At 73.3% G+C, this 20,653-nt stretch carries 14 protein-coding genes; 4 read left to right on the top strand and 10 right to left on the bottom strand.

Features of this window, described 5'->3' with window-relative positions; all coding sequences use genetic code 11:
* Positions 1–2: 2 nt before the first annotated feature.
* From J2X59_RS11230 to aroA, 9 genes are all read right to left on the bottom strand, one after another.
* The gene (locus J2X59_RS11230) at positions 3–1,406 is read right to left on the bottom strand and encodes an O-acetylhomoserine aminocarboxypropyltransferase/cysteine synthase family protein (RefSeq protein WP_326496731.1); all 1,404 of its coding nucleotides are present in this window, start codon (positions 1,404–1,406) and stop codon (positions 3–5) included.
* A gap of 75 nt (positions 1,407–1,481) precedes the next feature.
* The gene (locus tag J2X59_RS11225; protein WP_326496730.1) at positions 1,482–2,066 is read right to left on the bottom strand and encodes an NUDIX hydrolase; all 585 of its coding nucleotides are present in this window, start codon (positions 2,064–2,066) and stop codon (positions 1,482–1,484) included.
* A 195-nt stretch (positions 2,067–2,261) separates the two neighbouring features.
* The gene (locus J2X59_RS11220; protein WP_326496729.1) at positions 2,262–2,975 is read right to left on the bottom strand and encodes a M50 family metallopeptidase; all 714 of its coding nucleotides are present in this window, start codon (positions 2,973–2,975) and stop codon (positions 2,262–2,264) included.
* A gap of 167 nt (positions 2,976–3,142) precedes the next feature.
* Positions 3,143–4,981: a glutamine--fructose-6-phosphate transaminase (isomerizing) gene (gene glmS, locus J2X59_RS11215; protein WP_326496728.1), complete on the bottom strand. Its 1,839-nt coding sequence runs from the start codon at positions 4,979–4,981 to the stop codon at positions 3,143–3,145.
* 418 nt (positions 4,982–5,399) lie between these two features.
* The gene (locus J2X59_RS11210) at positions 5,400–8,114 is read right to left on the bottom strand and encodes an ATP-binding protein (protein WP_326496727.1); all 2,715 of its coding nucleotides are present in this window, start codon (positions 8,112–8,114) and stop codon (positions 5,400–5,402) included.
* Positions 8,115–8,642: 528 nt separating this feature from the next.
* Complete coding sequence (locus J2X59_RS11205) at positions 8,643–9,428, bottom strand: inositol monophosphatase family protein (RefSeq protein WP_209682271.1); 786 nt, start codon at positions 9,426–9,428, stop codon at positions 8,643–8,645.
* 18 nt (positions 9,429–9,446) lie between these two features.
* Positions 9,447–10,589 carry a hypothetical protein gene (locus J2X59_RS11200; RefSeq protein WP_326496726.1) on the bottom strand — a complete coding sequence of 381 codons (1,143 nt, stop codon included), beginning with the start codon at positions 10,587–10,589 and terminating at the stop codon, positions 9,447–9,449.
* 120 nt (positions 10,590–10,709) lie between these two features.
* Entirely contained in the window at positions 10,710–11,768 is a 1,059-nt protein-coding gene (rsgA, locus tag J2X59_RS11195) for a ribosome small subunit-dependent GTPase A (protein ID WP_326496725.1), read from the bottom strand.
* Positions 11,765–13,153, bottom strand: coding sequence for a 3-phosphoshikimate 1-carboxyvinyltransferase (gene aroA, locus J2X59_RS11190; protein ID WP_326496724.1), 1,389 nt, complete (start codon positions 13,151–13,153; stop codon positions 11,765–11,767). The genes rsgA and aroA overlap by 4 nt, the downstream gene beginning before the upstream one ends.
* A 135-nt stretch (positions 13,154–13,288) precedes the next feature.
* On the opposite strand from aroA, the gene J2X59_RS11185 reads away from it, so the two are divergent.
* From J2X59_RS11185 to J2X59_RS11175, 3 genes are read left to right on the top strand one after another with little or no spacing between them, the layout of a single operon-like run.
* A complete protein-coding gene (locus J2X59_RS11185) occupies positions 13,289–14,065 on the top strand; it encodes a sigma-70 family RNA polymerase sigma factor (RefSeq protein ID WP_066658348.1) in 777 nt (258 codons plus the stop codon).
* The gene (locus J2X59_RS11180) at positions 14,062–14,304 is read left to right on the top strand and encodes a zf-HC2 domain-containing protein (protein WP_066654764.1); all 243 of its coding nucleotides are present in this window, start codon (positions 14,062–14,064) and stop codon (positions 14,302–14,304) included. The genes J2X59_RS11185 and J2X59_RS11180 overlap by 4 nt, the downstream gene beginning before the upstream one ends.
* Before the next feature lie 52 nt (positions 14,305–14,356).
* Positions 14,357–14,797: a GNAT family N-acetyltransferase gene (locus J2X59_RS11175; RefSeq protein WP_326496723.1), complete on the top strand. Its 441-nt coding sequence runs from the start codon at positions 14,357–14,359 to the stop codon at positions 14,795–14,797.
* 171 nt (positions 14,798–14,968) lie between these two features.
* On the opposite strand, the gene J2X59_RS11170 is transcribed toward J2X59_RS11175, so the two are convergent.
* Positions 14,969–18,715, bottom strand: a complete 3,747-nt coding sequence (locus tag J2X59_RS11170; protein WP_326496722.1) for a multifunctional oxoglutarate decarboxylase/oxoglutarate dehydrogenase thiamine pyrophosphate-binding subunit/dihydrolipoyllysine-residue succinyltransferase subunit — start codon at positions 18,713–18,715, stop codon at positions 14,969–14,971.
* A 289-nt stretch (positions 18,716–19,004) separates the two neighbouring features.
* On the opposite strand from J2X59_RS11170, the gene J2X59_RS11165 reads away from it, so the two are divergent.
* Positions 19,005–20,444 carry a GuaB1 family IMP dehydrogenase-related protein gene (locus J2X59_RS11165; RefSeq protein WP_251159708.1) on the top strand — a complete coding sequence of 480 codons (1,440 nt, stop codon included), beginning with the start codon at positions 19,005–19,007 and terminating at the stop codon, positions 20,442–20,444.
* Positions 20,445–20,653 lie beyond the last annotated feature (209 nt).

Raw genomic sequence — 20,653 nt, 5'->3', positions numbered from 1 at the left:
CGTCAGACCTCCTGCACGACGAGGTGGCCCTGCGGGACAGCGCGTGCGAGGGCCGCGACCTCCGTGGCGGGGGTGAGGCGGGCCTCCCGGCCGGCGCCGTCCCGTCCGGTGGCCGCACGGACCGCCGCGAGGCCGCGCTCCACGTCGGCGAGCAGGTCGGCGACGTCCTCGATGCCGACGGACAGCCGGACCAGGCCGTCGCCGATGCCGAGCTCCGCCCGCTCGGCCGCGCTGCGGCCGGCGTGCGTGGTGGTCGCGGGGTGCAGCACGAGCGAGCGCACGTCACCCAGGTGGGTCATCCGACTGATCAGCTGCACCGCGTCGATGAAGGCGCGGGCGGCGGGCTCGCCACCGGCGAGCGTGAAGGCGAAGACCGAGCCGGCCCCACGGGGCAGGTAGCGCTGGGCGAGGTCGTGGTACGGACTGGAGGCGAGCCCCGCGTGGTCGACGCTCGTCACCTCCGGCTGGCGCTCCAGGAAGGACGCGACGGCCAGCGCGTTGGCGACGTGGCGCTCGACGCGGAGCGACAGCGTCTCGATGCCCTGACGCAGCAGGAAGGCGTTGAAGGGCGACGGCGTCGGACCGATCCGCGACGCGACGACGTCACGCGCGTACACCGCGAAGGCCCGGCTGCCGTGGCGCTCGACGTAGCTCTGCCCCCCGAGGGCGCGGTCCGGCGTCGTGAGGTGGGCGAAGCGTTCCGGCGTACGGCCCCAGTCGAAGGTCCCGCCGTCGACGACGAGCCCGCCGAGGCCGGCACCGTGCCCGGAGAGGAACTTCGACGCGGAGTGCACCACGACGTCGGCGCCGTGCTCGACCGGCCGCACCAGGTACGGCGTCGCCAGGGTGTTGTCCACGACGAGCGGCACGCCCGCCCGGTGCGCGGTGTCGGCGACCCCGGCGATGTCGAGGACGTCGTTCTTCGGGTTGGGGATCGTCTCGGCGAAGAAGAGCTTCGTGTTCGGACGGACCGCGCGGGCCCACGCGTCGAGGTCGCGCTGGTCCGCGACGAAGTCGACCTCGATGCCGAGGCGCGCCAGGTTCTGCAGGAGCAGGCCCTTCGTGCCCTCGTAGATGCTCCGGGCGCTCACGACGTGGTCGCCCGCCTGCAGGAGCCCGAGGAGCGCCACCGTCACCGCCGCCTGGCCGCTGCCGACGAGGATCGCCTCGGCGCTCCGTTCGAGCAGTGCGACGCGGCGCTCGACGTCGGCGTTCGTCGGGTTGCCCAGCCGTGTGTAGGTGTACCCGTCGTCGGTACCGGCGAAGCGCTCGCGGGCCTGCTCGAAGTCGTCGAAGAGGAAGCCCGAGGTCATGTGGATCGCGGGGATCCGCGCTCCGTGTGCGGTGTCGGGCAGGAACCCGCCGTGCACCTGCTCGGTGGCGAAGCCGTGGCCGTCGTTCGACATGGGGTCCTCCTGGCGTGTCCGTCGTGCGGGTACTCTCGCAGGCCGGACGGGACGGTGGGGCATTGCGGCGTCGGGTTACGGGCCGGCGGTGCCACCCCGAGCGGGAGCGGCCGTGCTCGCGTCTGCGTCTGCGTCTGCGTCTGCTCCGGCGAGCAGTGCGGCGAGGCGTCGGGGGAGTCCCGGGGCGATCGGCTCCGGGAGCGCGTCGACCGGGAACCACCGGACGTCCTCGCTCTCGTGGCTCACCGCCGTCCGGGTGGAGGGGTCCGCCGTGGCGACGAAGCCGACGTCCCAGTGCGCCGCGCAGGAGAAGCCGCCGTGCAGGTCGTGGCGGTCCAGGTCGGCCACGACGCCGTCGTCGAGCTCGAGGCCGACGATGCCGGACTCCTCGCGGGCCTCGCGCCGAGCCGCCCCGGCCAGGTCGGCGTCCTGCGGCTCGAGGTGCCCGCCGAACTGCACCCAGAACCGGCCCTTGCGGTGCAGGCAGAGCAGGACGCGGGACCGATCAGGCGAGAACACGAAGCACGACGCCGTCAGGTGCTCCGTGCCGAGGGAACGGTCGAGTGCAGCGTCCCCGGTGCCGCGGACGAACCCGACGAACCGCTCGCGGTCGGGCGACGGCGCGTCGGTGAGCGCGGCGAGGGCATCGGCGGGGTGCATCCGACGATCGTGGCACGGCGGACGGGTACGTGTACGCGACGAGACGCGTGTCGATCGACGCGTGGGACGTCGGTTCGTGCGCCGGCATCGTGTGCGTGTGCATCGTTCGACATCGCACCGGTCGATCGACGCGTGCGATGTCGCAGGAGCGCGGCCGGGCTGCCGACGCCGGCCCGCCGACGCCTCGAGCCCGGGTCAGAACAGTGCGCGCACCCCGGCGGCGACGGTGTCCCCCGTGGCGAGGAGCGGCTCCCGGGCGAGCCACACCGCCACCCCGTTCACCGCCACGAAGAGCACGAACCACAGCACGGCCGGCACCCGCATCTCGGCGGCGGCGATGTGGAAGTCGGTCTGCACCCGGGCGCCGGTCAGCAGCCAGCGGGCGACGTGCACGAGGGACCGCAGACCGTCCACCACGAACGCGGTGCCGACCGCGGCGACGACGAGCACGGTGGCCTCCGACGGCCGGACCGCCACCCACAGCGCGAGCGCGTCGAAGCCGAGCACGACGAGCAGGCCGAACCAGTTCCGCACGAACGCCAGGGCCACCAGGCCGACGACGGCGAGCACCACGACGGGGAGCCACCGCGACCCCTGGAGCACCCCGGAGACGAGCAGCACCCCGGCCCAGAGCGGCGCGCTGTACCCGGCGAAGAGGTTGAGGACCCGGACCAGCCAGCGGATCGCCGCCGGCACGCGCCCGAGTCGGACCCAGGCCTCGCCGGAGCCGTCGGCGTGCAGGTCGATCCGGTCGATGCGTCCGCCGAACGGCACCACGACGACGCAGTGGCCGACCTCGTGCACGATGGTGGCCGCGATCCGGGCGACCCGGCCGATCAGGGGCACGACGGGCAGGACGGCGCCGACCAGGACGGCGACGAACACGAGGGGCGGGGCTGCTGCGGTCAAGACGCCAGGATGGCAGCACCCACCAAGAGGACGCTGACCGCGCGGGCCGTCGGGTCAGCGGACGGCGTCCACGACGACGAGCACCACCACGACGACCGTCGCGACGACCGCGAGGCCGGTCAGGACGACGAGGAACACCGTCACCCGGTTGCGCTGCACGTGCCTGGCTACTCGACCGTCACCGACCTCGCGGCGGCGCGGGGCTTGTCCACCGCGCAACCGAGCTGCAGCGCGAGTTCACGCGCCAGCATCTGCAGGGGCACGACCGCCTCGACCGGACCCCAGGGTGCGAGCGACCGTCCCCAGGCCAGGTCGGTGGCCTCCGCGCGGTCGGCGATCGCCGGTACGTCGGAGCCCGCACCGCCGATCGTGACGACGAGGCCGCCGCGGGCCCGGACCTCGGCGACGGCGGAGGCGATGCGTGGGTCCCCGTGGTCGACCACCACGACCGGGGTACCGTCGTCGACGAGCGCGAGCGGACCGTGCTTGAGCTCACCGACGGGGCAGGACCGCGCCCACCGGTAGGCGAGCTCCTCCACCTTCAGCGCACCCTCGGCTGCGTAGGGCAGCCCGGGCCCGCGGCCGACGAACAGGAACCCGGGAGCGTCACGGACCGTCGCGGCCAGGAGCGGGATGCGCTCGGCTGCGACCGCAGCGGCGGCCGCCATCCGCTCGGGCAGTCCGGAGAGCTCGTCGACCAGGGCTGCGGCGCGGGTCGGCTCGAGCCGGCCCGAGGCGACCAGTGCCGACAGGACCGCGGTCACGCCGACGACCACCTGCGCCGTGAAGGTCTTCGTCGCGGCGAGCCCGACCTCGGGTCCGGTGTGGCAGGCGAGCACCGCGTCGGCTCGGCGGGCGAGGGACGAGTGCACGTCGTCCGTCAGCGCCAGGACCGGGTACCGGTCGTCGAGGCGGTCGAGCGCCCGGAGGACGTCCGCGGTCTCCCCGGACTGGCTGATGGCGACGACGAGGGTGTCGCGACCGAGGACGGCGTGGTCCACCTCGCTCGCGACGACGATGTCGGTGGGCACGCCGCCGAGGGTGCGCGCGGTGCCGGCGATGACCTGGCCGGCGTGCAGCGACGTCCCGCAGGCCACGACGGCGAGCCGCTCGAACGCCGGCAGCCCGAGCCCCGTCCAGGTGCTGCCGTCCGCCGTGCGCTGCCGGACGCGCTCGAGCAGGTCGGCGACGACCCGGGGCTGTTCGGCGATCTCCTTGGCCGTGTGGTCCGGGTGGTCGCCGAGGTCGACGTCGAGCGCGGTCGTGGCGAACGGGGACGGGGTGGGGAAGGGCACGGGCACGGCGATGCCCTCCGACGACCAGCTCCACGCCTCGCCGAGCTCGACGACGTCACCGTCCCGGAGCGGCACGAAGGTCTCGCACCACCGGGCGATGGTGCCGACGTCGCTCGCGACGAAGTCACCCCGTGCCGAGCGTGCGACGACGAGGGGCGACCGGTTCGCGGCGGCGACCATGCGGCCGTCCCGGGCGTCGAGCACGACGATCGCCCAGGACCCCCGCAGTTGCGCGGTCGCGATCTGCACCGCGAGCACGAGGTCCGGGTCGACGCGGAGTGCACGCTCGACCAGGTGCCCGATGACCTCGGAGTCGACCTCGGACCGGAACACGTGCCCCTGCTGCTCGAGCGTCGCCCGCACCCGTCCCGCGTTCTCGACGGTCCCGTTGTGCACGACGCTGATCCGGCCGGAACAGTCGGCGTGCGGGTGCGCGTTCTCCTCGCGCACCGTCCCGCAGGTCGCCCAGCGGGTGTGCCCGATCCCGAGCCCGGTCGAGGCGTCCTCGGCCGGTACCGCGGCCGCCCGTGCAGCGAGGTCCGCCCGCAGGTCCACGACGCGGGACACCGACCGGACCGTGGCGATCCGACCGGCGGCGGTCCGCACCGCGACGCCGACGGAGTCGTACCCCCGGTACTCCAGCCGTTCGAGACCGTCGAGCAGGAAGGGGGTCACGTCGTCGCTGACGCGCGCCGCGATGATGCCGCACATACGGTGTCCGTTCGGGTGGGGGACCGGCCCGGTGCCGGGGAACGGCACCGACCGCCGCCGGGTCTGCCGCGGGTCCGGGTCCGTCGCCCGGCCGGTCCACCCGCGGATCAGGCGGGGGCGGACCGGGAGGGTCGGCGGTTCGGGTACCGGACGGTCGTGATCCGCGGACGGGCCCTTCCGGGAAGGGCACGACGGTCGGTGCACCACGAGCCTCGCCCGGCGGGTCCGCCGGGACAACACCGCGCAGCGGCTCTTGCGGTTCACCGCGCGAGCGGTGCGACCCGACGTGTCGTCGGTGCGGACTCCCGCAAGCCGGCTCGCGGTCCGACGCCGGGCGTGACGGCCGGGAGGCCCGGTACCAGCTGGTACCGGGCCTCCCGTCCGTCGAGCGGTCGCCCTGCGTCCGCGGGTCGCGCGATCAGGTGAGCAGCGCCACCAGGTGCGAGCGCGAACGCGCACCGACCTTCCGGTAGATCTGCGTCAGGCGCAGCTCCACGGTGCGCTGGGACATGAACAGCGACGAGGCGATCTCGCGGTTGCGGTAGCCCTCGGTCACCTTCTGCACGACGGCGCGCTCCTCCGCGGTCAGCTGGGTGAGCACCACGGACGCGTCCGGGGCGCTCCGCGGCGACCCGGGGACCGGGGCGGACAGCACCGGACCGGACCGCAGCGACGTCGGCACGCCGAAGGCCGGCATGGCCGCCGTCGGCGCGGGCGTCGCCAGCGGTCGTCGCAGACCGGCCGCCTCGTACGCGGCCGCGGCGGCGGCGCCGAGTCGGGGCCGCTCGGCGTCCGTGCCCACCGCCGACAGGGCGGCGAAGGTGCGAGCGCGCTCGTACTGCGAGTCGTGCGGCTGGAACAGCTCGAGGGCTCGACGACGCGCCGTCTCACGGGTGGCGTCGTCGGCGACGAGCGCCAGGCTGCGGGCCAGCACGAGCGCGCCCCAGCGGGACGGCCTGGCGTGGTGGTCGGCCGCGAGCCGGGCCGTCGCGTTCCGGGCGTCGTCGATCCGGCCGAGGCGCACGTAGCCCTCGACCAGGTCGCCGAGGTGCCGCAGCACGGTCGGGTTGCGCAGCGACCGGCCGACGGCGTCCGCCGCCTCCAGGGCGGTCACCGCCTCGTCGACACGACCGTCGAGCAGCAGCACGCGCCCGCGGAGTGCGTGCAGCCGGGCCGTGGTGCCCCAGAGCAGCACCGTCGAGCGGAGCGCCAGGCACCGGTCCACCACCTCGAGCGCCTCGAGCGAACGGCCCTCGGCGAAGTGCCGCCACGCGACCGCGACCGCCCGCGACGGCTCGCGGAGCCGCTGCGCGGACAGGGCGCTCCCGGCCTCCCAGGCGTCGATGGCGCGGAGGGCTTGCCGGAAGTTGCCGGATCGCAGCTCGTTCTCGGCGGACAGGTAGCGGGCGCCCTCGACCCACACGGCCTCGGTGTCCTGCCCGCGGGCGACGACGAGCGCGAAGACGCGACGTGCGCTCCGGTACCGCTCGGCGAGGCTCAGCGCGTGTGCCACGAGCAGGAGTGCCGGGTCGGACATCGCCATCAGCCGCGCCGTCGAGAGTCCGTCGTAGAGCTCCGTGTCGGCGGGCAGCGAACCGTCGAGCGCGGCGACGAGGCACTGCACGGCGCCGGCGATCTCCGCGGTGTGCGGGGTGATCACCGGACCGAGCTGCTCGACCCGGGCGAGCAGGTCGCGGGCCTGCTCGAGGTCCCACGTCTCCGCCCGGAAGCTCGCGACCATCGCGAGGAGCCCGGCGGTCGCGGGGGCTTCGGGTGCCTCCGCGTCCACGGGCACGAGGAGCTCGTCCGCGTGCACGGTCTCGCCGCGCAGGTACTGCACGGAGTACAGGACCCGCAGGCGCCGGACCTCGTCCGACCCGCGCCGGAAGGGGCGCATCGCGGTGAGGTAGCGCGCGGCGAGCCCGAGCTGACGCTGTGCGAACAGCGCCTCGGTGACGGCGAGCAGTGCCGTCCGCTCGTCCTCACCGCCCGAGCCGACGTGCAGGGCACGCTCGGCCAGGGCGACCGCGGCGTGCGGTGCCCCGTCGGCGACGTAGCCCGCGGCGGCGTCGAGCAGCGCGACCACGTCGGGGACGTCGTCGACGAAGCTCCGGTGCCACGCGGCGGCGCGCGGGTCCGCCTCGGCGCTCGCCGCGGCGAGCTCGCGGTGCAGCGTGCGCCGGGTGCGTGCGGACATCCGCCAGTACAGGGCCGACCGCAGCAGCGGGTCGCGGACCGTGACGGTCTGGCCGCGCACGACGACGAGCCCGGCGTCGACGAGGTCGTCGACGGCGTCGCGGTCCCATCCGGTCGTCCTGGCGACCGGCACGAGGGACAGCCGGGCGAGGACGTCCAGACCACGTCCCGCGTCGTCGGTGTCGGTGTCGGCGGCACCCTCGACCACGTCGAGGGTCAGCGCCGCGATGGCCTCGGTCGTGGCGGTCGGGCGCAACGGCAGCACGAGCGGTTCGGTGCCGGTCAGCTGGGCGGTCGAGAGCATGTCGAACTGCTCGCGGAGTGCGCCGGGGTTGCCGCCCGTCGCAGCGGCGAGGATCGCGAGGACGCCGTCGTTCGCGCCCTCCGGCGCCATCGACCGGGCCAGCGCGAGGGACACGTCGGCGGCAAGCGGTTCGAGCCGCAGCACGGGGAGGGCCGTGAGCGGACCGTCCGACGGCACGGTCCGGACCGTTGCGACCAGGCGCAGTGCCGTGCCGGCGAGCCGACCCGCCAGGAACGCGATGAGCTCCTGGCTCTCGCGGTCCATCCGGTCGAGGTCGTCGATCAGGACGACCGTCGGCGGCAGGGTCAGGGTCTGCACGGCCTCGAGGAAGTCGTGCGCGGCGGCGAGCCCGCTCGTCGCGCCACCGGCCTGCAGCAGGTGCGCGATGTGGGCGGTCGCCCGGGGATCGTCGAGTGCGGTGAACAGGGAGGTCACGCCGGCCAGGGGCCAGCGGGACTCGCTCCCGTTGACACCGACCCGCACGACGGGGAGGGAGACGCGGTCAGCGACCGCGTCGAGGACGCTGCTGCGCCCGGAACCAGGGTCGCCGACGACGACCATCGCGGACTCACGAGGGAGTACAGCGAGGGTCGCGATCCGGTCGACCTCGAGACGGCGACCGGTGAGTGCCATGACTCACCGGCCTCCGGGTCCGGGGACGGAGACTGCGGTGGGCGTCCGGTCGGCAGCGCGGCGGGAGACCACGGCGACGGACGGGATCCGGTCGGCGTCACGGGCAGGGACCGTGGCGACGGACGGACGCGAGGCGGCGACGGAGCGCACACCAGGGCTGTCGGTGAGATAACGCGGACGACGAGTGAGGGTGCACTCGGTTCCGCCTGGGAACGATGAAGTCATCGTCTGGACCACCCCTCGGGTCAGGGTTTTCGGACGAGTAAAATGGACGACGGACCCGACACGGTCCGGGTCTAGGGAACCCGGTGCGTCCGATCAGCCGTGAGCACGATAACCCGCCCATCGGACGCCACCGAAGTGCTCGTCAGCAGAGTGTCCGACTCGCCTGGCCCCAGTCCGGGGGGTCTCTGCCCCCGTCCGGGGGTCCGGCACCGTCGGCCGGGCCGCGCGCAGGGGACAAGCGGGGTACACCGCGGCGCAGCACCCGCCCTGCCCCGGTGTCGCCCGTGTCGGGACGACCAGGGGCTACGGACGCCGGATGACGTCCACGACGGCGTCGTGGACGTGCCCGTTCGTGGCGAGGGCGCTGCCGTGCCACGGGCCCGGGTCGCCGTCGAGCGAGGTGAAGCGGCCGCCCGCTTCCTCGACGATCGGCACGAGGGCCGCGATGTCCCACGGCTTGAGGTCGGGTTCGCCCGCGACGTCGAGGACCCCCTCGGCGACGAGCATGTACGACCACATGTCGCCGTACGCCCGGGTGCGCCAGACCTTGCGGGACAGGGTGACGAGGGCGTCGAGCCGGTCGTCCTCGTCCCACTGCTGGATGCTGTTGTAGCTGAGGCTCGCCTCGGACAGCGCCGTGACGCCGGAGACCCGCAGGGGCCCGTCGGTCGAGTGTGCGCCGAGCCCCTCCGCGGCCCACCAGCGCTTGCCGAGCGCCGGGGCGCTGACGACGCCGAGCACCGGGCGGCCGTCGACGGCGAGGGCGATGAGGGTCGCCCAGACCGGCACGCCCCGCAGGTAGTTCGCGGTGCCGTCGATCGGGTCGACCACCCACTGCCGGTGCCCTTCGCTCAGGGCGTCGGCGCCGGTGTCCGCCGTCGTCTCCTCGCCGAGGAACGCGTCGTCCGGGCGCTCGGCCGCCAGGCGCTCGCGCAGGGCACGCTCGACCGCCTGGTCGGCGTCGGTGACGTGCGTGCTGTCGGCCTTCGTCGTGACGTGCAGGTCGGCGGCGCGGAACCGCTCGAGGCTGATCGCGTCGGCGGTGTCGGCGAGGGAGCGGGCGAAGTCCAGGTCGGCGCTGAGGTCCACGGAGGTCAGGCTAGCGCCCTAGGCCGCGACGACCTGCTCCTCCTCGTAGCGCGACACCGCGCGCTCGCGGGCGATGCGGGTCCGGCGTGCGGCGAGCCCGTGCACGAGGACACCGAGCAGCACCGCGACGACCAGCCACAGCACGAGCACGACCACCGACCGGGTCAGCGACGCTCCGGGGAAGTACACGAGGTCCTGCGCGGCGCCGAGCCAGGCCGCGCCGCTCCAGAACGTGTTGAGCGCCGCGAAGAAGCCGGGCTGGAACGACGGCTGGAAGATCCCGCCGGAGCTCGTGAAGTTGAGCATCACGAAGAGCATCGTCAGGATCGGCGTGGTCCACCGCCCGAGCAGCGGGTGCAGCCCCACGCCGAGGGCGACGATGACGGCGTCGTAGAGCCACGCGAACAGGAAGACCTGCCAGCGGTGGTCCGGGATGACGCCGTACAGCGCTCCGGCGACCAGGACACCGATGCCGGCGACGACCCCGGCGGTGACGGCGCCGACGACGACCGTCCAGAGCGCGCGGAGCTTCGCGGCCGCCGCGGCGACGGCGATCGCCGAGGCGTACCCGCCGACGCTCAGGCCGACGAGCAGGAAGAAGAGTCCCTGGCCGGTCGGGTCCTCGTCACCGGTGGGAACGACGTCGTGCACGGTGAACGGCAGGTGCTGCTCGTAGGCGATCGGCAGGAAGACCTTCTGAGCTGCGGTCGCGGTGGTCTCGCTCGCGGCCGTGGAGACGTAGAGCACGGCGCCGTCCGTCCCCGGGGCGTACACGGCGGCGAGGTCGCGGTCCCGGACCTGCCGTTCGGCCTCGGCCGTCGAGTCGACGACGTGCGCGACCAGCCGGCCGTCGGAGCCGTCGGTGACGGTCTGGGCGAACACCTGGGCCTCCGGGCCCTGGCCGACGATCCCGACCGGGAGCTCGTGCGGGGTCGGAGCGTGGAACGCGCCGAGGTAGGCGAGGCTCATCCCGACCGCCAGGAACAGCGGCACGAGGATGTGCGACCCGAAGGACCGCAGCGACCGTCCGAGGTGTTCGGGGTGCAGGACCGCCGCGACCGCCGCCGTGGGGCGGTCGGCTCGCGACGGGTGCTCCGCCGCGTGGTCACCGTGGTGGGCCGGTTCGGGTCTAGCTGTGTTGTTCTCTGCAACTTCGGGCACGAGGGGCAACGGTACACCCGCGCCGCACGCGATGGTCCCCACGCACGCGACGGTCCCCGCGCGCGGCGCGGTCTCCACGCGCGGGACAGTCCCCACGCGCGGGACGACCCCCGCCTCGGGTCAGTCCGCGCCGGGGTCGTCCGCACCCATGCCGGTGAGCAGGGCGCGGAAGGAGTCGAGCCGCTCGACGCCGGTCGCCCCGAGCTCCCCGTCGTGCACGCGGTCGACGATCTCCCAGTCGTGCGCCTGCGCGAGCGGGATGCCGTCGGCGGGCTCGCGCACCGGGACGGCGTGCGCCGCGAAGGCCCGGAAGACGTTCTCGGGCTGCACGTGCCCGAGCCCGAACGACCGGACGCCGGGGGTGTCGATGATCCACCCACCGTCACGGACGCGCAGCGCGATCGAGGACGACGAGGTGTGCCGCCCGCGACCGGTGACCGCGTTGACCACGCCGGTCGCGCGGGTCGAGCCGGTGATGGCGTTCACGAGCGTCGACTTGCCGACGCCGGAGTGCCCGACGGTGACGGTCACCGTGTCGTCGAGCACCTCGTGCAGGGCGTCGAACGGCACGTCGTCCGACCGGCTCGTGACGATCCGGAGGTCCAGGCAGGCGAAGTGCGCCAGGAACGGTGCCGGGTCGGCCAGGTCGGTCTTCGTGATGCAGAGCACCGGGTCCAGGCCGGCGTCGAACGCCGCGACGAGGTACCGGTCGATGAGTCGCGGGCGCGGCTCGGGGTCCGCCGCCGCGACGACGATCAGCATCTGGTCGGCGTTCGCGACGATCACGCGCTCGACCTCGTCGCTGTCGTCCGCGCTCCGTCGGAGCAGGGTCGACCGCTCGGCGACCTTGACGATCCGCGCGAGCGAACCGGCGTCGCCCGAGACGTCCCCGGCGAGCGACACGTGGTCGCCGGTCACGACCGACTTCTTGCCGAGCTCCCGGGCCTTCGTCGCCGTGATCACCCGCTCGTCGTCCTGGCCGGCCGACACCAGCACGCCGAAGCGCCCGCGGTCGACGTTCGTCACCCAGCCGGTCGGGGCGTCGTCGTAGTTCGGACGGGTCTTCGTGCGGGGCCGGTTGCCCTTCGGGTTCGGCCGGATCCGCACCCTCGACTCGTACTGTCCGTACGGCTCGTCCTCGTCGGTGTCGTCCCCGTCGACGTCGTCCCACCAGCTCACGGCGTCACGCTCCCGTCCCGGTGGCCCGCAGCCTGGTCCGCACCGGTCGCCACCAGGTCCGCCCAGAGCTCGGGGAACTGCGGCAGCGTCTTCGCCGTGCAGCCGACGTCGTCGACGGCGACGCCGTCGACGACGAGACCGACGAGGGCGCCCGCGGTCGCCATCCGGTGGTCGTCGTACGCGGCCCAGCCACCGCCGTGGAGGCGGGCGGGCGTGATCCGCAGGCCGTCGTCGAGTTCCTGCACCGAGCCTCCCGACCGGTTCACGTCCGCCGCGAGGGCGGCGAGGCGGTCCGTCTCGTGGCCACGCAGGTGGCCGATCCCGGTGATCTCGCTCGGCCCGTCGGCCAGGGCCGACAGCGCGACGAGCGCCGGTGCGAGTTCGCCGCCGCGGGACAGGTCGAGCGTCACACCCGGCAGGGAGGCTCCACCCGCCACCCCGACGCCGCCGTCGAAGACGAGGTCGTCGCCGTCCCGCGTGACGGTCGCGCCCCACAGGGGCAGGAGCGTCTCGAGGTCGGCACCGACCTGCGTGGTGTCGGTCGGCCAGGTGCGGATCCGGACGGTGCCGCCCGCGACGAGCGCAGCCGCCGCGAACGGCGCGGCGTTCGACAGGTCGGGCTCGATGACGACGTCGCGCGCCGCGATCGGGCCCGGGTGCACCACCCACTCGCCGACGGTCGGCTGGTCCACGCGGACACCGCGAGCGCGGAGCGCCGCGACGGTCATGTCGATGTGCGGCAGGCTCGGCAGCCGCTCGCCGACGTGGGTGAGGTGCAGGCCCTCGTCGAAGCGGGGCGCCGACAGCAGCAGCCCGGACACGAACTGCGACGACGCCGACGCGTCGATCTCGAGACGGCCCCCGCGGACCGATCCGGTGCCGGTGAACGAGAACGGCATCGCGCCGTCGCCGTCGTCCGTCACGTCGACCCCGAGGTCGGCGAGGGCGCGGATGATCGCGCCCATCGGTCGCCTCCGCGCGTACGGGTCGCCGTCGACCGTCACGGGGCCGGTCGCCAGCGCGGCGAGCGGCGGCAGGAAGCGCATCACGGTGCCGGCCAGCCCGCAGTCGACGGCGACGTCGCCGTGCATCGGCGCGGGTGTGATCCGGAGGTCCGGCCCGTACGGGTTCGGAGCCGTGCTGTCCGCGGGGACGACCTCGTCGATCCCGACGCCGAGCTGCCGGAGCGCGGCGACCATCAGGGCGGAGTCGCGCGAGTGCAGGGGGAGCCGGATGGTCGAGGGGCCGTCGGCCAGCGCCGCGAGGACCAGCTCCCGGTTCGTCAGCGACTTCGACCCGGGCAGGGCGACGTCGCCGCGCAGGGGTCCGCGGGCGAGGGGTGCGATCCAGGGATCGGGCTGCTGGGAATGCGTCGACTGGGCCATCGGTTCACCAGGGTACTGAACACCGCGGGAGGACCATTGGCGACAGCGACACTCGAACGGTCACGGACGGCACTGCCGACCGTGCGGACGACGATCGACGGCTCGCTCGGCGGGCTCGGCCTAGACTCGTCCGTGATGACGACCGACGAACCGCAGGCAGCACCGCACGACCTGGTCGAGGAGACCGAGGCGCAGCTCGACGCGGTGTCCGAGGAAGCGGACGCCCTCGAGCCCGAGGCCGAACCGGCGGACGAGAAGACCGTGTCCGAGGCCGAGCTGCGCTCCCTGTTCGAGGACCAGGCGCTCCCGTTCATGGACCAGCTGTACGGCGCCGCGATGCGGATGACCCGCAACCCGGCCGACGCGTCGGACCTGGTGCAGGAGACCTTCGTCAAGGCGTACGCGGCGTTCCGGCAGTTCCGTCAGGGCACGAACCTCAAGGCCTGGCTCTACCGGATCCTCACGAACACGTTCATCAACACGTACCGCAAGAACCAGCGGAACCCGTACCAGGGCACGATCGACGAGCTCGAGGACTGGCAGCTCGGCGGCGCCGAGAGCGTCACGCAGTCCGTCTCGGCGCGCTCCGCCGAGGCCGACGCGATCGACCACCTGCCGTCCTCCGCCGTGAAGGACGCGCTCCAGTCGATCCCCGAGGACTTCCGGATGGCCGTGTACTTCGCGGACGTCGAGGGCTTCTCCTACCAGGAGATCGCCGACATCATGAAGACCCCCGTGGGGACGGTCATGAGCCGTCTCCACCGTGGACGCCGGCTCCTCCGCGGGCTCCTGGCGGACCACGCACGCGAGACCGGCATCGTCCCGGACGCAGCGTCGACGGCGACGATGCGCGGGCGGGGCCGGAAGACGACTGCGGCCGCTGGTCGCACCGACGGGAAGGACGCACGATGAGCGGCTGCGACTGCTCGAAGGCCAAGGCCGAGCTCGAGGAGTTCCTGCACGACGAGCTCTGCCGCGAGGATGCCGCGGACATCCGCGAGCACATGGAGTCCTGCGAGGACTGCACGAGCGAGCACCGCGTGGGTGTCGTCCTCATGGAGACGGTGAAGCGCGCCTGCGCCGAGACCGCGCCGGACCAGCTCCGGACCGAGATCCTCGCGCGCATCCGCGTGGAGCAGGCGACGCACTAGGCGCGACCGTCCGCGGTCGTCACACGTCGCCGGCGCTGGGTAGGGTCGCCCCATGACCCTCACCGCCGAGTCGATCACCACCTGGTCCGACACGGACGTCGCCGACGTCACCGCCCTCGTCCGTCTGCTCGGGCACGTCGTCGACGAGTCCGCGATGCGCGCACGGCTGGAACGGCTCGTGCCCGAGGCCGGGCACCGCACGTGGCTGGTCCGTGGCGACGACGGCCGAGCGGTCGCCGTGGCGGGTGCGCAGGTCACGTGGTCGTACGCGAGCGACGAGCCCACCGCGCAGCTCCTGCTGCTGGTGGTCGACCCGTCGGCCCGGAGGCTCGGGACCGGTTCCGCGCTCATCGACACGTTCGAGACGTGGGCGGGTGAGCAGGGAGCGCACCGGCTGAGCGCCGTGTCCGCCGCCGCGACGGACAGTGCGCACCGGTTCTACCAGAAGCGCGGGTACCACGAGGCCGGGGTCCGCTACACGAAGCTCAAGTAGCGTCGGGCAGCGCCGGACGCTACGGTCCGGTGCTGCTGCGTGCTGCCCCTGCTGCGTGTCGCGTGCTGCCGCTGCCTCTGCTGCTACCGCTGCGTGCCCAGGAGATGCGCCCCTGACGGACGATGCGCCCCGTCTCCACGGGGCGCATCGTTCGTCAGGGGGCGGGTCGGATCAGCCGAGCGCCTTCCGGACGACGTCGGCGGCCTCACCCGCGGAGCGCTTCGACGACCCCGTCGCCGGTGCGGCACTCGCCGGGCGCGAGGCCACGGAGAGCGGACGGCCGTCGAGGTGCGGCGACAGGTTCATGCACACGAACGGCCAGGCGCCCTGGTTCTCCGGCTCCTCCTGGGCCCAGACGACCTCGGCCTGCGGGTAGCCCGCGAGCACCCTGAGCAGCTCGTCGAGGGGGAGCGGCGCCAGCTGCTCCAACCGGACGAGGGCGACGTCGGTCGCGCCGGACTTGTCGAGCTCGGCGCGGAGGTCGTGGTGCACCTTGCCCGAGTGCAGCACGACGCGGCGCACCGTGGCCTTGTCGGTCACGCGGTCGTCGTCGAGCACCTCGTGGAAGGAGCCGTTCGTGAAGGCCTCGACCGGGCTCGTCGCCTGGCGGAGGCGGAGCATGGCCTTCGGCGTGAAGACGACGAGCGGCTTCTGCGGGCGCTCCCACGCCTGGCGACGGAGCAGGTGGAACCACGACGCCGGCGTCGAGGGACGCGCGACGATCATGTTGTCCTCGGCGCAGAGCTGCAGGTACCGCTCGATGCGCGCCGAGGAGTGGTCCGGCCCCTGACCCTCGTAGCCGTGCGGGAGCAGGAGCACCAGACCGGAGCGCTGTCCCCACTTCTGCTCGGCGGACGAGATGAACTCGTCGATGACGGTCTGCGCGCCGTTCGCGAAGTCGCCGAACTGCGCCTCCCACAGCACGAGGGCCTCGGGACGTTCGACCGAGTAGCCGTACTCGAACGCCATCGCCGCGTACTCGCTGAGCAGCGAGTCGTAGATGTACAGGCGGGCCTGGTCCTCGGCGACGTTGGCGAGCGGCAGCCACTCCTGCCCGTTCACCCGGTCGTGGAAGACCGCCTGGCGCTGCACGAAGGTGCCGCGTCGGGCGTCCTGGCCGGCGAGCCGGACGGGCTTGCCCTCGACCAGCACCGACCCGATCGCCATGAGTTCCGCCATCGCCCAGTCGATGCCGCCGGAGCGGGTCATCTCGGTGCGCTTCGTGAGGAGCTGCTGCAGCTTCGGGTGGATCGAGAAGCCGGCGGGCGGGTTGCTGTGCGCGTCGCCGATGGCCCGGACGAGTTCCTCGGAGATCGCCGTCTCGTGCACCTCGACCTCGGCGTCGTCACGCTGGGCCGTCGGACGCTCGAGACCGTCCACGGCGCCGTCGTCGTCCGTCGTGATGACGGGCATCGTGCCGGTCTGCGCCTCGTGGGTCTCGGCGAAGGCGCGCTCGAGGCGGTCCTGGAAGTCGCGGTGCGCCTCGTCGTACTCCTCCTGCGTGATGTCGCCGCGACCGACGAGGGCCTCGGTGTACAGGGTGCGGACGGAGCGCTTCGCCTCGATGAGGTTGTACATGAGCGGCTGGGTCATCGAGGGGTCGTCGCCCTCGTTGTGGCCGCGGCGGCGGTAGCAGACGAGGTCGATCACGACGTCGCGGTGGAACTCCTCGCGGTACGCGAAGGCGAGCTCGGCGACGCGGGCCACGGCCTCGGGGTCGTCCCCGTTGACGTGGAAGATCGGCGCCTGGATCGTCTTCGCCACGTCGGTGGAGTACACCGAGCTGCGCGCGGACTCCGGGGGCGTGGTGAACCCGACCTGGTTGTTGATGACGAGGTGCACCGTGCCACCCGTGCGGTAGCCGCGGAGCTGCGACATCTGCAGGGTCTCGACGACGACGCCCTGGCCGGCCATGGCCGCGTCGCCGTGCACGAGCACCGGCAGCACGCCGAAGGTGCCGGGCGGGGTGCGGTCCTGCTTGGCGCGCACGATGCCCTCGAGCACGCCGTCGACGGCCTCGAGGTGTGACGGGTTCGCGGCGATCGTGACGGGGATGCTCGAGCCGTCCGACGCGCGGAAGACGCCCTCGGTGCCGACGTGGTACTTCACGTCACCGGAGCCCTGACCGGACACGGAACCCGGGAGCGACGACCCCTCGAACTCGCGGAAGATCTGCCCGTAGGTCTTGCCGGCGATGTTCGTCAGCACGTTGAGGCGGCCGCGGTGGGCCATGCCGATGGCGACCTCGTCGAGGCCGGCGCCCGCCGCGTGCTGGATGAGGGTGTCGAGGAACGCGATGGTCGACTCGCCGCCCTCGAGCGAGAAGCGCTTCTGGCCGACGTACTTCGTCTGCAGGAAGGTCTCGAACGCCTCGGCCTCGTTGAGCTTGCCGAGGACGCGGAGCTGCTCGTCCTTCGACGGCTTCGAGTACGGCACCTCGATGTGGCCCTGCACCCAGCGGCGCTGTTCCGGGTCCTGGATGTGCATGTACTCGACGCCGACGGTGCGGCAGTAGGCGTCGCGCAGGATGCCGAGCACGTCGCGCAGGGGTGCCGTCGTGGTGCCGGCGAGGCCGCCCGTGACGAACTCGCGGTCGAGGTCCCAGAACGTCAGCCCGTGGTTCTCGAGCTCGAGGTCGGGGTGGGTGCGCTGCCGGTACTCGAGCGGGTCGATGTCGGCCATCAGGTGCCCGCGTACGCGGAAGCTGTTGATGAGCTCCTGCACGCGCGACGTCTTGTTGACGCGGTGGGCCAGGTCGACGTTGATGTCGTTCGCCCACTGGATGGGCTTGTAGGGGATGCGCAGCGCCGAGAAGATGCCTTCGTAGAACCCGTGCTCGCCGATGAGTCGCTCGTGCACCTTCTTGAGGTACTCGCCCGAGCCGGCGCCCTGGATGACCCGGTGGTCGTAGGTGCTCGTCAGCGTGATCGTCTTGCCGACGCCGAGCTCGACCAGGGTCTTCGTCGCGGAGCCCTGGAACTGCGCCGGGTACTCGAGCGCACCGGCGCCGATGATCGAGCCCTGGCCCTTCGTCAGGCGCGGGACCGAGTGCACGGTGCCGATGCCGCCCGGGTTGGTGAGCGAGATCGTCGTGCCCTGGAAGTCGGCCGGCGTGAGCTTGTTGTCGCGGGCGCGCTTGACGAGGTCCTCGTACGCGGCGAGGAACTGGCCGAAGGTGAGGGTCTCGGCGCGCTTGATGCTCGGGACGAGGAGCGAGCGGGTGCCGTCCTTCTTCGGGACGTCGATCGCGATGCCGAGGTTCACGTGCGCGGGCTCCACCACGAAGGGCTTGCCGTCGCGCTCCTCGTAGAACACGTTCTGGCTCGGGAAGTCCTTGAGCGCCTGCACCATCGCCCACCCGATCAGGTGGGTGAAGGAGATCTTGCCGCCCCGGGCCCGGCGCAGGTGGTTGTTGACGACGATGCGGTTGTCGATCATCAGCTTCGCCGGGATCGTCCGGACGCTGGTCGCGGTCGGGACCGTGAGCGAGGCGTCCATGTTCGAGGCCAGCGTCTTCGCCATGCCCCGGAGCGGGGTCGCCACGTCCTCGTGGGTCTCCTCGTGGTCGTCGGCCTCGTCGTTGGCCTCGGCCGGGATCGGCTGCGGGGTGGGCTGGCGCGAGGTCGTCTTCGCCTGGATCGGACCGGCGGGCTTCGCCTCGCCCGGGGCGTCACCCGTGGCGGGCTGCTGCGTGGTCGACTGCGACGAGGACTGCGCGGGGGCGGGTGCGCTGGGCGCCGAGCCGGCGGCGGAGTCGCCCCCGGTCTGCGAGCGGTGGTAGCTCTCGAGCACGGGCCACCACGACTTGTCGACGGACTCCTTGTCGGCGACGAACTGCTCGTAGAGCTCGTCGACCAGCCACTCGTTCGCCCCGAATTCGCCCGCGGTCTCGTCCGTACCCGTCAGATGGCTCGACACAGCCGATCGCCCACTCTCCGTCGATAGATGCTCGTGTGTGTCGTGCGGGGCAACCCTGCTCCGCACTGGCCGCCAGCCTAGCCGTTCCGCGCCGACCGTTCGGTGACCGTCGGACGCGCGCCGCGCCTCCCGGCCGTGCTCGCGCGTGTCGGGACGGGGGCCGCCCACCGGACCGGTGGACCCGACGACGGGTGTCGCGCAGCAGGGGTCCCGCTCCGGCGTCGACGGTGCGCCGGGGAGACCTCCCGCACGCGCGTCCGCGCGGCTGCGGAGCCGTACAGTGGCCCCCATGAGGTTCTACGAGACGCGGCCGACGCACGACCTGACCTACTCCGACGTCTTCCTCGTGCCGAGTCGGTCCGGGGTGACGAGCCGCTTCGACGTGGACCTCGCCACGAACGACGGCACGGGCGCCACGATCCCGATCGTCAGCGCGAACATGAACTCGGTGACCGGCCCGCGGCTCGCCGCGACCCTCGCCCGCCGCGGTGGGCTCGGTGTGCTGCCGCAGGACATGCACCTGCAGGACCTCGACGCCGCGATCCGCTGGGTCAAGGAGCAGCCGGTCGACTTCGACACCGCCTACGACATGCGCGCCGACACCACCGTCGCCGAGGCGCTCGAGCAGCTGCTGCCGGTGGCAGGTCGCGGGGTCGTGGTCCGCGACGGCGCGGGGGAGTACCTCGGCTGCGTGCCCGCCGCCCGGCTCGGCACCGCGGGTGCGGACGCGACGATCGGTGACCTGCTGCACGGACCCTCGACGGCCATCGACGCCGACGACGCCGGTACCCCGCGGCACGTGTACGACGTGCTCTCCGCCGCCGAGGTCGACTTCGCGCCCGTGGTCCGGCACGGCAGGGTCGTCGGCACCACGAGCCAGACCAGCGCGATCCGCTCCGACATCTACACGCCCGCCGTCGACGGGGACGGTCGCCTGCGGGTCGCCGCCGCGGTCGGCATCAACGGCGACGTCGCCGCGAAGGCGAAGGCCCTGGCCGCCGCCGGGGTCGACGTGCTCGTGCTCGACACCGCGCACGGCCACCAGGAGGGCATGCTCCGCGCGCTCCGCACGGTCTCGGCGCTGGGTCTCGGCCTGCCGATCGTCGCCGGCAACGTCGTCACCGCCGACGCCGTCGCGCACCTCGTCGACGCCGGTGCGACGATCATCAAGGTCGGCGTCGGACCGGGCGCGATGTGCACCACGCGCATGATGACGGCCGTCGGCCGCCCGCAGTTCTCCGCCGTGCTCGAGACCGCCGCGGCCGCCCGGTCGCTCGGCGCACACGTCTGGGCCGACGGCGGCGTCCGCTACCCGCGCGACGTGGCACTCGCGCTGGCCGCCGGAGCCTCCGCCGTCATGATCGGTTCGTGGTTCGCCGGCACGCTCGAGGCGCCGGGCGTGCTCCGTCGCGACGCCGCGGGCAAGGCCTACAAGGAGAGCTGGGGCATGGCGTCGGCGAAGGCCGTGCGGGAGCGCTTCGAGCGCCTCGACCCGTACGAGCGGGCCCGCAAGGCGCTCTTCGCCGAGGGCATCTCGTCGTCGACGATCTACCTCGACCCGGAGCGGCCGAGCGTCGAGGACCTGCTCGACATGATCACCACCGGCATCCGCAGCTCGGCGACGTACGCGGGCGCGTCCTCGTTGACCGAGTTCGCCGAGCGGGCGCTCGTCGGCATCCAGTCGGCCGCCGGCTACGAGGAGGGCAAGCCGCTCCCCGTGAGCTGGTAGCGGCGCGGCGCAGGTCGGCCGCTGACCCGAGTCTCGGCTCCACGGACACGTTCGCGGTCCCACCGCCCCGAACGTGTCCGCCTGGCCGAGTCTCGACCAGGACCGACAGACGGACGGGAGGCGCGGGGCCAGCGGGCACCCCGCCGCCCCGCCGGCGGCCGGTGGGGTCAGCGCCGCCCGGGCGCGTCCGCGACCGTGCCCCCCACGTA

This window comes from Curtobacterium sp. 260, assembly GCF_030803485.1.
Taxonomy (GTDB): Bacteria; Actinomycetota; Actinomycetes; order Actinomycetales; family Microbacteriaceae; genus Curtobacterium.
This window is presented reverse-complemented; position numbering and strand designations above follow the sequence as displayed.

Coding starts and splice junctions, on each gene's coding strand:
- J2X59_RS11230 (WP_326496731.1), bottom strand. CDS start 1,406: ATGTCGAACGACGGCCACGGCTTCGCCACCGAGCAGGTGCACGGCGGG.
- J2X59_RS11225 (WP_326496730.1), bottom strand. CDS start 2,066: ATGCACCCCGCCGATGCCCTCGCCGCGCTCACCGACGCGCCGTCGCCC.
- glmS (WP_326496728.1), bottom strand. CDS start 4,981: ATGTGCGGCATCATCGCGGCGCGCGTCAGCGACGACGTGACCCCCTTC.
- J2X59_RS11210 (WP_326496727.1), bottom strand. CDS start 8,114: ATGGCACTCACCGGTCGCCGTCTCGAGGTCGACCGGATCGCGACCCTC.
- aroA (WP_326496724.1), bottom strand. CDS start 13,153: ATGGCCCAGTCGACGCATTCCCAGCAGCCCGATCCCTGGATCGCACCC.
- J2X59_RS11185 (WP_066658348.1), top strand. CDS start 13,289: ATGACGACCGACGAACCGCAGGCAGCACCGCACGACCTGGTCGAGGAG.
- J2X59_RS11180 (WP_066654764.1), top strand. CDS start 14,062: ATGAGCGGCTGCGACTGCTCGAAGGCCAAGGCCGAGCTCGAGGAGTTC.
- J2X59_RS11175 (WP_326496723.1), top strand. CDS start 14,357: ATGACCCTCACCGCCGAGTCGATCACCACCTGGTCCGACACGGACGTC.
- J2X59_RS11165 (WP_251159708.1), top strand. CDS start 19,005: ATGAGGTTCTACGAGACGCGGCCGACGCACGACCTGACCTACTCCGAC.